This is a genomic window from Haloferax prahovense (genome assembly GCF_000723845.1).
GTDB classification, from domain to species: Archaea; Halobacteriota; Halobacteria; order Halobacteriales; family Haloferacaceae; genus Haloferax; species Haloferax prahovense.
The window spans coordinates 1,036,365-1,049,830 of sequence record NZ_LK053000.1 but is presented as its reverse complement, the minus strand read 5'-3'; the positions used below and the strand labels follow the sequence as shown (position 1 = coordinate 1,049,830).

Below are 13,466 nucleotides of genomic sequence, written 5' to 3'. Positions count from 1 at the left end.
ACGGGTCGGGAGCTCAGCCCTTGATGTTGCAGACGGGGAACGTCCGCGCGACCTTGTCGCCGATGCCCAGTTCGTCCGAGACGCGGACGACCTCGTCCACGTCCTTGTAGACGCCGGGCGCTTCTTCTGCGACCGTCGCGCCCGACTGGGCCTTCACGTATATCTTCTCCTGCTCGCGGAGTTCGTCCTGCACCGTCTCTCCCCAGTACTCCTGTTTCGCTTTGGTTCGGCTCATAAGTCGGCCCGCGCCGTGGGCCGTCGAGCCGAAGGTGAGGTCGAGCGACTGGTCGCCGCCCCGGAGGACGTAGCTCCCCGCGCCCATGCTGCCGGGGATGATGACCGGCTGACCCACCTCGGCGTAGGCGGGCGGCAGTTCGGGTCGCCCCGCGGGGAACGCCCGCGTCGCCCCCTTTCGGTGGACGTAGAGTTCGCGCTCCTCGCGCTCGACGGCGTCGCCGTCTCGCACAGGTCGCCCCTCCGGGTCGACCCCGACTTCATGGACTTCCTTCTTGGCGATGTTGTGCGCGACGTCGTACAGAAGGCGCATCTCCATGTCGCGCCAGTCGCGGTCGAACACGTCGGCGAACACCTCGCGCGTGCGGTGCATGATGAGCTGTCGGTTCACCCACGCGAAGTTGATGGCGGCGCACATCGCGCCGTAGTACTCTTCTGCGAGCGCGGAGCCGGCGGGCGCGGCCGCGAGCTCCTTGTCCGGGAGGTCGTCGAGCAGGTCCTTGTGTTCCTTCTCGATGCGTCGGAGGTAGTCGGTGCAGGTCTGGTGGCCGAGGCCGCGGGAGCCGCAGTGGATGAGCACGACGATTTGGTCGGCTTCGAGGCCGAACGACTCGGCCACGTCCTCGCGGTAGATGTCCGTGACGCGCTGGACTTCGAGGAAGTGGTTCCCGGAGCCGAGACTGCCGATTTGGTTACGGCCGCGGTCCTTCGCCTTCTGCGAGACGAACTCGGGGCGGGCGTCGTCGCGGAAGCCCTCGTCTTCGCAGTGGGCGAGGTCGTCGTCCGTGTCGTAGCCGGCGTCGACCGCCCAGCGCATCCCGCGGGCGAGGATGTCCTCGATGGTCTCTGCGTCGCCCGTGACGACGCCGCCGCCGCCGAGGCCCGAGGGTACCGCCTCGAACAGGGCGTCGACGAGTTCCTCCTCGTGTCCCTGGAGGTCCTCGTAGGTGAGGTTCGTCGTCATCATCCGGACGCCGCAGTTGATGTCGTAGCCGACCGCGCCGGGCGAGAGACAGCCGTCCGTGGCGTCGGTCGCGCCGACGCCGCCGACCGGGAACCCGTAGCCCTGGTGGCCGTCGGGCATGCAGATGGCGTGTTTGGTGATACCCGGCAGGTGCGTCGCGTTCCGCAGCTGTTCGAGCGTCTTGTCGTCGCCGATGTGGTCGAGCAGCGCCTCGGAGGCCAGCACCCGCGCGGGGGCGTTCATCTCGCCCTCCCGCGGAATCTCCCAGACGTGCTCGCGAACCCGTCGCAGTTCGATGTCGCCGAACTCGCGCGTTTCCATATCCGGACAATCGACGCGGCGACTCAATAGGATTCCGTCACGCGCCGGCGGACCGCCCAGACGCGTCGCCGTCGCTCTCGGCGTCGCCCGCGCCGCGGTCGGAGAGCGCGCGGTCGACGGACAGCGGCCCGCCGCCGGTCACGAGCAGCGCCGACACGAGACCGAAAAGCGAGATGTGCGCCAGCACGGGGTCGTCCGGCAGGCCGAACAGCGTCGTCGTGAACAGCAGGAAGGCGACGCCGGAGGCCGCTCTGGTGAACGCGCCGGCGACGAGCAGGACGCCGACGAGCGCCTCGGCCAGCCCCGCGCCGACGACCCACAGTTCTGGTGCGACCGGGACGACCGCGGTGAGGTCGTACTTGGCGACGACCGCAAGCGCGTCGCCCGGCTCCATGAGCTTCTGAGCGACGCCGAGGTAGACGAACGTGAGGCCGAGGCCGACCCGGAGAACCGCGGGCACGTAGGCTTCGAGGTGGCGAGTCCGCTCGACGAACGGGAGGGCGACCCGACGATAGAACGGGTCGATGCGGGAGTAGAACGTCCGGTCGTCGGCGGCCATCGAGGCGACGACGTGGTCAGCGCTGGGGCGGCCGCCGCCGACGAGTGCGATGGCGAGGAAGCCCGGCACGTACTCGAACGCGAGGACTAACGCCGGCTCGACCGCCAGTCCGACGAGGTAGGTTCCGAGGCCGACCGCGGCGACGAGGCGCGTCCCGAACCCGAACAGCAGGAGGAACCCGACCGTGATGCCGAACAGTCGGACGAAGACGGGCGACGAGGACTGGACTGCGGGCGAGAAGAAGTAGCCCGAAAACCCCGCGCCGACGAGCGGGAGCCCAACCGCGAGGCGGAGGAGCCACGGGAGAAGCGACTCGTAGGACGCCATCGTTCGGCGGAACGCCCGAACGTCGTTCGGGAGCGGTCGGAACCGAAGGTAGGCCGCACCGGCGACCGCGACACCGACGCCGCCCGCGCCGAGGACGGCGAGATTGAACGGGTCGATCAGCGCAGCCGACAGAAACGCCGCCACTTCGACGGGGTCGCTCCCCGGCGTCACGTACTTGACGTGCGCGCTCGCGCTCCCCGCCCCCGCCGCGAGGAGCGCGACGAGGCCGGCGAGTCGGGTCGCCCCGCGGACGTGCTGTGTCATGTCCCGGGTTACGACCGAACGAACATAACGGCGCGGGATGAATACAGCCGAAACCGGGCGAGAGAAGGTATGAAACGATTGAATCGGAACGTCACACGTCGAAGACGACGTACGCCTCCCACCCGGCGTCGGTCTCCGCCAGTCGCATCTCGGAGTAGGTGACAGCCTTCACGTCGCGGGCGTCCACGTCGGCGAAGGGGACGCCGCGTGCGGACGCCTCGACGACCCACTCGTCGCCCTCCAGCCGGACGGTTGCCTCGTGGGCCGCGGGGAGGACGCCGCGCACGTCGCGCTCGTAGATGAGTTGGTCGAGGTAGTCGAACAACAGCGCCTCGCGGCCCTCAGCGCGGACGGCGAACGAAAAGCGGTCGCCCGTCTCGGCGGGGTCGTCGCACATCGCGGCGGTGAGCCCGTCGGCGACGGCGGCGAAGACGGCACCGAGGCTCTCGCCGTCGGCCTCGACGGCCACGTCGGCGGTGTGGTCGCGGAGCGTGAATCCCATACCGGAGGGAGGGACGCCGCCGACCCTCGTCCTTTCGGTCGGCGACGGGTTCGCGTCCCGGACCCCCCGCGTTCGCGCGTCGTTCGTGTCGGTGAGCTATCCGGTTTGCCGACGGCGGCTTCGGTCGGACCTGCAAACGGACGGTGGAGTTATATTCTCGCTCCGGCTACGACGGGACGTGAGCGTCAACGTGGAGATGCGGGTCGACGCCCCCGGCCAGCGCGAGTACGCCGAGGAGGCGTGGGACCTGAAAGAGCGGATTCGGGTCGAGGAGGGGCTCCTGAAACAGCGCCGGGGCTTCTTCATGGACGCCTACCGCCGGTCGAACACGTATCTCCTCTACGAGAACGACGCGCTCGTCGCGTTCGCCTCCACGCGGCGCGACGGCTACATCCTCTTTCTCGCGGTCTCGCCCGACGCCCGCGGCGAGGGCTACGGCAAGCGACTCGTCGCCGAGGTCGCGAGGGAGCATCCGGTCGTGACCTGTCACGCCCGGACGACGAACACGAACGCCCTCGACTTCTACGAGCGGATGGGCTTCGAGGTCCGCCGCCGCATCGACAACTACTACGAGGACGGCGGGGCCGCCTTCTACCTCCGACTCGGCGAGGAAGCCGGCCTCAGAGAGAAGCTCTCGGAGTTCCTCCGCCGGTAATCGCCTGACAGAACCGTATTCGACGCCGATTCGGAGAGCCGCCGCGCCGCCGTCGACCCGGTTGCGTGTATCCTTAATTTTTATTCACTTCCTAGTATATGTGGTTGATATGTACATCGGAGTGCTCACCGTCCCGCTCGGAGACGAACCCCTCGACGACGCGCTCGACTACCTGTCCGGTATCGGCGTCGACGGCGTCGAACTCGCCGTCGGCGGCTGGCCCGGCGAGGACCACGTCGACCGAAGCGCCGTCCTCGCGGACGACGACGCGCAGGCCGACCTCCTCGACTCGGTCGAGAGCCGAGACCTGCAAATCAGCGCGCTCGCGACGCACAACAACCCGCTTCACCCCGTCGAGGAGACGGCCGCCGAGGCCGACACCGAACTCCGCGAGGCCATCGAACTCGCGGACGCCCTCGACGTGAACACCGTCACCTGTTTCTCGGGACTCCCCGCCGGCGGCCCGAACGACGAGGTACCGAACTGGATTACCGCGCCGTGGCCGACCGAGCACGCCGACGCCCACGACTACCAGTGGGAGGTCGCCGTCGACTACTGGTCGGACCTCGCCGCGTTCGCCGACGACCACGGCGTGGACATCGCCATCGAGATGCACCCGAACATGCTCGTCTACGAGCCCACGGGCATGCTGAAGCTCCGCGAGGCGACGAACGAGCGCATCGGCGCGAACTTCGACCCCTCGCACCTCTACTGGCAGGACATCTCCATCACCGACGCGATTCGGTTCCTCGGCGAGGAGGACGCCATCCACCACTTCCACGCGAAGGACACGAAGGTCTACGAGTCCGAGTCGCGCATCAAGGGCGTCCTCGACACGACCTCCTACGCGGACACCGCCGACCGCTCGTGGCTGTTCCGCTCTATCGGCTACGGCCACGACGAAGGCCACTGGAAGGACGTGGTCTCGACGCTCCGGATGGTCGGCTACGAGGGCGCGCTCTCCATCGAACACGAGGACGCGCTCACGTCGTCCAAGGAGGGCCTCGAAAAGGCCGTCGACGTGCTCTCGCGGGCCGTCTTCGAGACGCAACCCGGCGAAGCCTACTGGGCGGAATAACTCATGTCTGAACCCCTCAAAATCGGCGTTCTCGGCTACCGCTTCAGGCCCACCTTTTTGCGGTTCGGGGCCGCTTCGCGACCCGCTCACCCCAAAAATCTGGACCAAAAAGTGCCGCGAGACTCGGCCTCCGGCCTCGCCCGCGGTACCGCATCGGGCACGGAGGTGGCGCAATGACTGAACCGCTCTCAGTCGGCGTCCTCGGCTACCGCTTCATGGGGAAGGCCCACTCCAACGCGCTCGCCCGCCTGCCGATGTTCTTCCCCGACGCGCCCGACGTGGAGCGCTCCGTCATCGTCGGCCGCAACGAGGAGGCGCTCGCCGACGCCGCAGACCGATTCGGCTTCGAATCGACCGCGACCGACTGGCGCGACGTGGTCGACGACGTGGACGTGTTCTACAACCTCGGCCCGAACCACCTCCACGCCGAACCCTCCGTCGCCGCGCTCGAAGCCGGTGCTAGCGTCTTCTGCGAGAAGCCGCTCGCGCCGACGCTCGACGAGGCCAAGGCGATGCGCGACGCCGCCCGCGCGGCCGACGGCGTCGCCGGCTGCGCGTTCAACTACCGCTTCGTCCCCGCCATCCGGTACGCGAAGGGACTCATCGAAGACGGCGAACTCGGCGAGATTCGGCACGTCCGCGGGCGTTACCTGCAGGACTGGCTCGTCGACCCCGAAGCGCCGTGGTCGTGGCGGAACGACGAGGAACTCGCCGGCTCCGGCGCGCTCGGCGACCTCGGCGCGCACACGGTCGACCTCGCGCGCTTCCTCGTCCGCGACGCCGCGGGCGACATCGAACGCATCTCCGGGCACCTCCAGACGTTCGTCGACGAGCGGCCCGTGCCCGGCGCGGACGAGTACAAGCCCGTGACCGTCGACGACGCCTACACCGCGCAGGCGGAGTTCGGAAACGGCGCGGTCGGGAACTTCGAGGCTTCGCGGTTCGCCGACGGCCACAAGAACGACCACACCATCGAGATTCACGGCTCCGAGGGGAGCCTGCAGTTCTCGCTCGAACGCCTCAACGAACTGGAGGTGAAGACCGGCGACGCCCGCGGCTACGAGACGGTGCTGGTCACCGACGAGGACGACCCCTACCTCGACCACTGGTGGCCGCCGGGCCACGTCCTCGGCTGGGAACACACCTTCGTCCACGAGAACTACGAGTTCCTGTCGGCGGTCGCCGACGGCGGCGACTTCTCGCCCTCGTTCGAGGACGCCTACGAGGTTCAAGAAGTGCTCGACGCCATCGAGCGCTCCGACGAGACCGGCGAGTGGGTCAGCCTCGGCTGACGGCGTCGAAGCGACGAAACCCGAACGAACCGCGGGCGAGTCGCCGCCCGCTCAGAACTCGATGACGCCCTCGTCGGTGATGACCTCGTCGATGAGTTCGACCGGTGTGGCGTCGTAGGCGGGGTTCTCCAGCTCGATGCCCTCGACGGGTTCGAGCATGACCTCGCTGGGCGAGCGAATCTCGTTTTCGAAGCGGAAGCCGCCGTCGACGACCTTCGCGCCCGAGCCGACGACCGTGACCGGCACGCCGACCTCGTTGGCGGCGGCGACGAGCGGGAACGTCCCGATGCGGTTGTAGAGCGTCTCCTCGACGATACAGTCCATGCCGATGATGACGCGGTCGCACTTCGGGAGGAACATCCCCGACGCGCCGTCGACCATCAGGTGCGGCTCGACGTCGTCGATGGCGGCGAGTTCGCGCGCGAACTTCCGGCCGAGGAAGCGCGGGCGGGCCTCGGTCACGTAGGCGGTGAGTTCCGCGCCGTCGGCGACGGCGAGTTCGACGGCCTCCATGACCGTCGAGGAGTAGTCGTGAGTGAGGAACGTCTGGCCGTCCTCGATGGTCGCGGCCGCCTGCTGGGCGGCGTGGCGCTTGCCCGTCTCGACGTTCTCGACCACGCGGTCGATAGTCGCCAAGGTGAGGTCCCGCGCCTCGTCGAGGTCGTCGACCTCGCCTTGGATGCTGTGAAGCACGTCCTGTAAGGCGTTGTACAACGACGCGTGCGACGGGTTCGCCCGCTTGAGCGCGCCGACGTTGCGCTCGAGGTCGCGTTCGAACTCCTCGACGGTCGCGTAGTCGCGCTCCGTCAACTCCGCGAGCGCCCGCGTGGCCTTGACGGCGACGACCGAGGAGCTGTGCGTCTGCATCTCGCGAATCTCCTCGATGGTCTCGTCTATCATACGAGAACGTCGCCGTATCGTGTGAAAGAGTTTCCGGGAGCGAGCGCCGTCGCGGTCGCGGGGGACGTCCCCGGTCGCCGCGTTCGCGCCGGCCTCAGTCCTCCGCGTCGATGTCGGTGTCTAACTCCGCCTCGGGGGGCGTCCCGCCGTCGCCCGCGTTGGTCCGCTTGGCGTAGACGAACAGGATGACGGCGGTCACGAACCAGATGACCGCGCCGACGCGAATCGCGAACTCGGCGCGCGCGCCCCACGTCTGGAGCCCCGCGTTCACGGAGAGGACCGCGACGATGGGCGACCCGACGAGAATCGTCGTGACGAAGGTCATCTGCATGACCCACCCGTAATCGACGCCGTCCGGATTCGAGCGCTCGACTGGTTGCACGGGTAGCAGTATCACGGGGACGGCTAATGCGTGCCGGTTCGCGCTCGCGACCCGCGGTGCCGGCGTTCCGGTGTGCCCCGTCGCTCAGCAGGCGGCGCTTTTGGAGGTCGGCTCGGTCGAAATCTCGTAGTCGACGAGGATACTCGACGACCCGTCTTCGTGTTCGATGACGACCCGGTAGCGCTGGCCCGCCTCGCAAATGGGCTTCAGCGCGCTGTCGGAGCCAGCACCGTCGATGTGGGCGTACTCGCCCGCGGGACCGACCGTCTCGCCGCCGGTCCACACGTCTTCCCACGCGATTCGGTTGTTGGCGTCGTCGACGACGAACACCCGACTGCCGTCTTCGAGACTGCCGAACTCGTGGGTGATGTTGATGTACGCGCCGTTCGCCCCGTTATCCGGGCCGTCGGGGTGGTAGTCCACGTCGAACGACACCTGCGGTTGTGGCTCGGAGAGCACGTCCTCGAACCCCATCACCATCACGCCGACCGTGGCGGCGAGGAGGACGACGATGACGACGAGGAGCGAGACGCCGACGACCGGCGAGAGGCCGCGGGCGGAGCGGTCGTTGGAGGGCGACGAGGCGGGCATGCGTCGTTCGCACAGGCGCGTTCCGCCGAGTAAAGTGTTCCCTCGGTCGCAGGTTCGGGTGAGCGGGCGCAACGAGCGAACCTCGCGCGGCGCGCTGGAGTTGGCTGATAAGGCTGATAACCCGGACGCGCGAACGGCACGCATGGTCACGGTACGGTCCATTCGAGCGAAGGCTGGTAGCGAGCCCATCACGATGCTCACGGCGTACGACGCGCCGACCGCGAGCGTCGTCGACGAGGCGGGAATCGACATCATCCTCGTCGGCGACAGCATGGGCAACACGGCGCTCGGCTACGACTCGACGCTGCCGGTGACCGTCGAGGACGTAGCAAGCCGGACCGCCGCGGTGGCGCGCGCGGCCGACGACGCCCTCGTCGTCGCCGACATGCCGTTCCTCTCGTTCGGCGTGGACGAGGCGTCGAGCGTCGAACACTGCGGTCGGATGCTCAAGGAGGCCGACGCCGACGCGGTCAAACTGGAGTGCGGCCCCCACACCGTCGAGCTGACAGAACACCTCGTCCGGCTCGGTATTCCCGTGATGGCCCACCTCGGCTTGACCCCCCAGCGCGTCAAGGAAGTCGGCTACGGCAGGCAGGGGACGGACCGCGACGACGCACAGGTGATTCTCGACCTCGCGAAGGCCCACGCCGACGCGGGCGCGTTCTCGCTCGTCCTCGAACACGTCCCGGCGAACCTCGCAAAACAGGTCACGGAGGCCATCGACATCCCGACGATTGGCATCGGCGCAGGCCCCGACTGCGACGGGCAGGTGCTCGTCGTCGACGACGTGGTCGGGATGAGCGACCGCACGCCGCCGTTTGCGGCCCAGTTCGGCGACGTGAAATCCGAGATGGAGACGGCGGTCGGCGCGTACAGGGACGCCGTCGAGGCCGGCGAGTTCCCGGCCGACGAACACAGCCACGTCGAGGACGACCTCGACGAACTGTACTGAGGAGGCTCGCGTCCGCGCGGCTTCAACTCACGCGACGCGGCTGTCGAGGAACGTTTTCACGGCCTCGTTGAACGCTGCCGGCTGTTCGAGCATCGCAAGGTGCGCGGCGTCTTCGACCGTCTCGAGTTCGCAGTCGGGCATCGTCTCGGCGAGGTACTCGTGGTACGACGGCGGCGTCAGCCGGTCGTACTCGCCGACGAGCGCGAGCGTCGGAACCGAAATCCCCTCGATTTCGTCGCGCACATCGAAGGTGTGACACGACCGGAAATCGCGGCGGGTGACGGCCTGTCCCGCGTCGTACATCGCTTCTTTGGAGCCCTCGACGAGTCGCTCGTCGTCGGTGTGGAACAGTTTGTCTTCCCCGTGAAGGAACGAGACGGCGCGGTCGAAGTCGTCGTCGAGCCAGTTCAGCAGGTCCGAGAGCACGGCGAGTTTCGCGCCCGTGCCGGCGAGGACCAGCGCGTCGAGGTCGAGGTCGCGTTCGAGCGCCAGCGTCAGGACGACCGCGCCGCCGAGCGAGTTGCCGACGAGGACGCTCGCGTCGGTTTCCTCGACCACGGCGACCACGTCGTCGACGTAGGCCGAGAGCGTCTCGTAGCCGACGTCGGCGTTCACGTCGTCGCTGTCGCCGTGGCCGCTCAGGTCCAGTGCGGCGACCGGGTAGTCGCTCGCGAGGCGGAACTGACCGCGCCAGACGCCGTGTGCGCCGCCGCTCCCGTGGACACAGAGAACCGTCGGTCCTTCTCCGCCCGCGTCGCGGTATCGATAGGCTGTCTCTCGTCCGTGGTGGTCCGCCGAGGCCGTCTCCATACCTCGAAACTGGTCGCCGCGAGCCAATAAACCCCCACGCCGGCACCGGGTTTCGGCGGCGGTCCGTCCCGCCTCGGCCGTGCGGGCGACTGCCGTGGCCACTAGTTTGACGTTACTCCGCCGCGAATAGCACGGTGAGGCGTGACGACTGTGAACCGCAATTCAACCGAAATGCGGCATATCGGTGTCGTCACCCGATTCGTCGGAGAAAGATATATATATTCAAAACGCTAACCTTGGGTTAGACTTATCATGAGCATGCAACAGTTCGCCGGCGGGAACGAGCGGTTCATTCGCCGGTACGAATACGAAGACTGCTGGGTCATCGCGGCCGACGTGGGCCTCTCGGAAGACGAGGTCGACGTGGACATCGTCGGGTCGACGGCCATCGTCGTGGCCGACCTCGGCGACCGCGTGACCGAGACGGAGTTCGAACTCCCCGCCGGCGGCGACGCCGACGTGGCGGTTCGAAACGGCGTGCTCACCATCACCCTCACCAAGTAAATGAAACTCATCGTCAAACCCCTCAAACAGAAGGACGCCGGTCGCGGACTCGCCGCTATCGACCGAGCCGCGGCCGCGGAACTCGACCTCGAAGGCGGAGATTTCATCCGCATCGACGGTCCGAACGACGGGACCGCCATCGCCCGCGTCTGGCCCGGTTACCCCGAAGACCAGGGAACCGGCATCATCCGCATCGACGGTCGTCTCCGCCAGCAGGCCGGCGTCGGCATCGACGAGCGCGTGGACGTGGAGAAAGCCGACGTGAAGCCCGCAAAGCGCGTCACTATCGCGCTCCCGCAGAACCTCCGCATCGGCGGTAACATCGGGACTTACATCCGCGACAAGCTCTCCGGCCAGCCGGTCGCGCAGGGCCAGAGCGTCCAGCTTCCGCTCGGCTTCGGCTTCATGAGCGCGTCGAACCAGTCGGTGCCAATCAAAATCGCGTCGACCGACCCGGACGGCACCGTCGTCGTCACCGACAACACCGAATTCCAGGTGAGCCAGAAGCCCGCCGAGCAGATCAAGGACTCCGCGCCGGGCGACGACGGCGGTCCCTCCGTCACCTACGAGGACATCGGCGGCCTCGACAAGGAGCTCGAACAGGTCCGTGAGATGATCGAACTCCCGATGCGCCACCCCGAGCTGTTCAAGCGCCTCGGTATCGAGCCGCCGAAGGGCGTTCTCCTGCACGGCCCGCCGGGGACGGGGAAGACCCTCATCGCGAAGGCCGTCGCCAACGAAATCGACGCCTCGTTCCACACTATCTCCGGCCCGGAGATCATGTCGAAGTACTACGGGGAGTCCGAAGAGCAACTCCGCGAAATCTTCGAGGAGGCCACGGAGAACTCGCCCGCCATCGTCTTCATCGACGAGATAGACTCCATCGCGCCCAAGCGCAGCGAGGCCGGCGGTGACGTGGAACGCCGCGTCGTCGCCCAACTGCTGTCGCTCATGGACGGCCTCGACGAGCGCGGCGAAGTCGTCGTCATCGGCGCGACCAACCGCGTGGACGCCATCGACAACGCGCTCCGCCGCGGCGGGCGCTTCGACCGCGAAATCGAAATCGGCGTGCCGGACCGCGACGGACGCAAGGAAATCATGCAGGTCCACACGCGGAACATGCCGCTGACCGACGACGTGGACCTCGACGCCTACGCCGACAGCACTCACGGCTTCGTCGGGGCGGACCTCGAATCGCTGGCCAAGGAGTCGGCGATGCACGCCCTGCGGCGCATCCGGCCGCAACTCGACCTCGACGCCGAGGAGATAGACGCCGAGGTGCTCGAAGGCCTCAAGGTCACGGAAGACGATTTCAGACAGGCGCTCAAGAGCATCGAGCCCTCGGCGCTCCGCGAGGTGTTCGTCGAGGTTCCCGACGTGACGTGGGAGGACGTGGGCGGACTCGAACCCACGAAAGAGCGCCTCCGCGAGACCATCCAGTGGCCCCTCGAATACCCCGAGGTGTTCCAGCAGATGGACATGGACGCCGCCAAGGGCGTCCTGATGTACGGCCCGCCGGGGACGGGGAAGACCCTGCTGGCGAAGGCCGTCGCCAACGAGGCGGAGTCGAACTTCATCTCCATCAAGGGCCCCGAACTCCTGAACAAGTTCGTCGGGGAGTCCGAAAAGGGCGTCCGCGAGGTGTTCAAGAAGGCCCGCGAGAACGCCCCGACGGTGGTGTTCTTCGACGAAATCGACTCCATCGCGACCGAGCGCGGTCGCGACTCGTCGAGTTCGGGCGTCACCGAGCGCGTCGTCTCCCAACTGCTCACCGAACTCGACGGCCTCGAAGCGCTCGAAGACGTGGTCGTCATCGCGACGACCAACCGGCCGGACCTCATCGACTCGGCGCTCCTGCGCCCCGGCCGCCTCGACCGCCACGTCCACGTGCCCGTCCCCGACGAGGACGCCCGCCGCGCCATCCTCGACGTGCACACCCGCGAAAAGCCGTTGGCTGACGACGTCGACCTCGATAAAATCGCGTCGAAGACCGACGGCTACGTCGGTGCCGACCTCGAAGCGCTCGCCCGCGAGGCGTCGATGAACGCCTCCCGCGAGTTCATCCGGAGCGTCGAGAAGGAGGACATCGGCGAGAGCGTCGGTAACGTCCGCGTGACGATGGAACACTTCGAGAACGCCCTCGACGAAATCGGCGCGAGCGTCACCGACGACGTGCGCCGCCGCTACGAGGAGATCGAAGAGCGCTTCCAGAAGAGCGAGGTCGAACGCGACCGCGAGACCGAAGTCGGCCGCACCTTCCAGTAAGCGGCCCGCGGCCGTCGCGCGAACTCCCACGCGACCCCGACGACCCCCGCGATTCCGACGATTTTTCGAACTCGACCGCCGAGCGACGGCACCGTCGGCCGCGGACCGACCGGGCGGTTCGCGGTCGCGTTCATCCGACCTACCACCCGACGGGCCACCGCGACCGTCACGTTCATATCACTCCCATCTGCTACGTAGTGGTACGCGGTTCTCGGGATACGCAATAATCAACGAGTTCTACGTTTATTTCACCGGAAATGCGGTGTGTCTCCCGTCGTTTGTAAAGAATGTACTCGGTCAGTAGTTGTCGGTTCGACGCGAGACGGAAACCGGACGGTCCTGCGGGGCGGGGCAGTCGCCCGGTCGAGGCGGCGTCCCCGTTCAGCCGTCCAGTTCGTCGAGATCGGCGAGGATTTCGTCGGCGTGGCCGTCGGGCGAGACGCCCTCGTAGACCCGCTCGATGGTCCCGCCGGGGCCGACGAGATACGAGTTGCGGAAGACGCCGTCGAACGTCTTGCCGAACATGTTCTTTTCGCCGTACGAGCCGTACGCCGAGGAGACGCTGCCGTCTTCGTCCGACAGGAGCGTGAAGGGAAGGTCGTACTTCTCGGCGAACGAGTCGAGGTCCGAAACGGGGTCGTCGCTGATGCCGAGAACCGTCGCGTCGCGTTCCTCGAACTCGTCCCACGAGTCGCGGAAGCCGCAGGCTTCGGTGGTACAGCCCGGCGTGTCGGCGCGCGGGTAGAAGTAGACCACGACGTGCTCGCCGCGGAAGTCGGACAGCGAGACGAGGTCGCCGCGCTGGTCGGGCAGTTCGAAGTCGGGGGCGTCGTCGCCAATGTCGAGCATAGCCACCAGTTCCGGCG

Annotated in this window: 14 protein-coding genes; 6 read left to right on the top strand and 8 right to left on the bottom strand. The window is 67.5% G+C overall.

The genetic code is table 11. The annotated features are described in order from the left end of the window. Nucleotides 1–13 precede the first annotated feature (13 nt). The 3 genes from BN984_RS05090 to BN984_RS05080 form a co-directional block, all read right to left on the bottom strand. Complete coding sequence (locus BN984_RS05090; RefSeq protein ID WP_049967817.1) at nucleotides 14–1,519, bottom strand: RtcB family protein; 1,506 nt, start codon at nucleotides 1,517–1,519, stop codon at nucleotides 14–16. Nucleotides 1,520–1,556: 37 nt separating this feature from the next. Continuing rightward, nucleotides 1,557–2,669: a DoxX family protein gene (locus tag BN984_RS05085; RefSeq protein WP_049967816.1), complete on the bottom strand. Its 1,113-nt coding sequence runs from the start codon at nucleotides 2,667–2,669 to the stop codon at nucleotides 1,557–1,559. Between the two features lie 91 nt (nucleotides 2,670–2,760). Then, nucleotides 2,761–3,171, bottom strand: a complete 411-nt coding sequence (locus tag BN984_RS05080; RefSeq protein ID WP_004042904.1) for an archease — start codon at nucleotides 3,169–3,171, stop codon at nucleotides 2,761–2,763. Nucleotides 3,172–3,349: 178 nt separating this feature from the next. Here BN984_RS05080 and BN984_RS05075 point away from each other — a divergent pair, with 178 nt between their 5' ends. From BN984_RS05075 to BN984_RS05065, 3 genes are all read left to right on the top strand, one after another. Continuing rightward, entirely contained in the window at nucleotides 3,350–3,826 is a 477-nt protein-coding gene (locus BN984_RS05075) for a GNAT family N-acetyltransferase (protein WP_004969418.1), read from the top strand. Between the two features lie 109 nt (nucleotides 3,827–3,935). After that, nucleotides 3,936–4,904: a sugar phosphate isomerase/epimerase family protein gene (locus BN984_RS05070; RefSeq protein WP_004974649.1), complete on the top strand. Its 969-nt coding sequence runs from the start codon at nucleotides 3,936–3,938 to the stop codon at nucleotides 4,902–4,904. A 173-nt stretch (nucleotides 4,905–5,077) separates the two neighbouring features. After that, nucleotides 5,078–6,196 (top strand): Gfo/Idh/MocA family protein, encoded by a 1,119-nt coding sequence (locus BN984_RS05065; protein WP_008095062.1) that lies wholly within the window; start codon nucleotides 5,078–5,080, stop codon nucleotides 6,194–6,196. Between the two features lie 51 nt (nucleotides 6,197–6,247). Here the strand turns inward: BN984_RS05065 and BN984_RS05060 are convergent, their stop codons facing one another. The 3 genes from BN984_RS05060 to BN984_RS05050 form a co-directional block, all read right to left on the bottom strand. Further along, a complete protein-coding gene (locus tag BN984_RS05060) occupies nucleotides 6,248–7,096 on the bottom strand; it encodes a translation initiation factor eIF-2B (protein ID WP_049967815.1) in 849 nt (282 codons plus the stop codon). Nucleotides 7,097–7,190: 94 nt separating this feature from the next. Then, the gene (locus BN984_RS05055) at nucleotides 7,191–7,427 is read right to left on the bottom strand and encodes a DUF5822 domain-containing protein (RefSeq protein ID WP_049967814.1); all 237 of its coding nucleotides are present in this window, start codon (nucleotides 7,425–7,427) and stop codon (nucleotides 7,191–7,193) included. Between the two features lie 135 nt (nucleotides 7,428–7,562). Next, the gene (locus BN984_RS05050; RefSeq protein ID WP_049967813.1) at nucleotides 7,563–8,069 is read right to left on the bottom strand and encodes a type IV pilin; all 507 of its coding nucleotides are present in this window, start codon (nucleotides 8,067–8,069) and stop codon (nucleotides 7,563–7,565) included. 142 nt (nucleotides 8,070–8,211) lie between these two features. On the opposite strand from BN984_RS05050, the gene panB reads away from it, so the two are divergent. After that, nucleotides 8,212–9,021 (top strand): 3-methyl-2-oxobutanoate hydroxymethyltransferase, encoded by an 810-nt coding sequence (gene panB / locus BN984_RS05045; RefSeq protein WP_008095070.1) that lies wholly within the window; start codon nucleotides 8,212–8,214, stop codon nucleotides 9,019–9,021. Between the two features lie 27 nt (nucleotides 9,022–9,048). Here panB and BN984_RS05040 read toward each other — a convergent pair whose 3' ends face one another. Beyond that, on the bottom strand, nucleotides 9,049–9,831 hold the full coding sequence (locus BN984_RS05040) for an alpha/beta fold hydrolase (RefSeq protein WP_049967812.1): 783 nt from the start codon (nucleotides 9,829–9,831) through the stop codon (nucleotides 9,049–9,051). Between the two features lie 252 nt (nucleotides 9,832–10,083). On the opposite strand from BN984_RS05040, the gene BN984_RS05035 reads away from it, so the two are divergent. Together BN984_RS05035 and BN984_RS05030 are read left to right on the top strand one after the other, a co-directional pair. Further along, complete coding sequence (locus tag BN984_RS05035) at nucleotides 10,084–10,335, top strand: Hsp20/alpha crystallin family protein (protein WP_008095074.1); 252 nt, start codon at nucleotides 10,084–10,086, stop codon at nucleotides 10,333–10,335. Beyond that, nucleotides 10,336–12,600, top strand: coding sequence for a CDC48 family AAA ATPase (locus BN984_RS05030; RefSeq protein ID WP_008095076.1), 2,265 nt, complete (start codon nucleotides 10,336–10,338; stop codon nucleotides 12,598–12,600). A gap of 381 nt (nucleotides 12,601–12,981) precedes the next feature. Here BN984_RS05030 and bcp read toward each other — a convergent pair whose 3' ends face one another. Next, entirely contained in the window at nucleotides 12,982–13,449 is a 468-nt protein-coding gene (gene bcp / locus BN984_RS05025) for a thioredoxin-dependent thiol peroxidase (protein WP_049967811.1), read from the bottom strand. Between the last annotated feature and the right edge of the window lie 17 nt (nucleotides 13,450–13,466).

Bases quoted from the DNA above. Each gene is read 5' to 3' on its own strand.
- BN984_RS05090 (WP_049967817.1), bottom strand. From the start codon at position 1,519: ATGGAAACGCGCGAGTTCGGCGACATCGAACTGCGACGGGTTCGCGAG.
- BN984_RS05085 (WP_049967816.1), bottom strand. From the start codon at position 2,669: ATGACACAGCACGTCCGCGGGGCGACCCGACTCGCCGGCCTCGTCGCG.
- BN984_RS05080 (WP_004042904.1), bottom strand. From the start codon at position 3,171: ATGGGATTCACGCTCCGCGACCACACCGCCGACGTGGCCGTCGAGGCC.
- BN984_RS05070 (WP_004974649.1), top strand. From the start codon at position 3,936: ATGTACATCGGAGTGCTCACCGTCCCGCTCGGAGACGAACCCCTCGAC.
- BN984_RS05065 (WP_008095062.1), top strand. From the start codon at position 5,078: ATGACTGAACCGCTCTCAGTCGGCGTCCTCGGCTACCGCTTCATGGGG.
- BN984_RS05060 (WP_049967815.1), bottom strand. From the start codon at position 7,096: ATGATAGACGAGACCATCGAGGAGATTCGCGAGATGCAGACGCACAGC.
- BN984_RS05055 (WP_049967814.1), bottom strand. From the start codon at position 7,427: ATGCAGATGACCTTCGTCACGACGATTCTCGTCGGGTCGCCCATCGTC.
- BN984_RS05050 (WP_049967813.1), bottom strand. From the start codon at position 8,069: ATGCCCGCCTCGTCGCCCTCCAACGACCGCTCCGCCCGCGGCCTCTCG.
- panB (WP_008095070.1), top strand. From the start codon at position 8,212: ATGGTCACGGTACGGTCCATTCGAGCGAAGGCTGGTAGCGAGCCCATC.
- BN984_RS05040 (WP_049967812.1), bottom strand. From the start codon at position 9,831: ATGGAGACGGCCTCGGCGGACCACCACGGACGAGAGACAGCCTATCGA.
- BN984_RS05035 (WP_008095074.1), top strand. From the start codon at position 10,084: ATGAGCATGCAACAGTTCGCCGGCGGGAACGAGCGGTTCATTCGCCGG.
- BN984_RS05030 (WP_008095076.1), top strand. From the start codon at position 10,336: ATGAAACTCATCGTCAAACCCCTCAAACAGAAGGACGCCGGTCGCGGA.
- bcp (WP_049967811.1), bottom strand. From the start codon at position 13,449: ATGCTCGACATTGGCGACGACGCCCCCGACTTCGAACTGCCCGACCAG.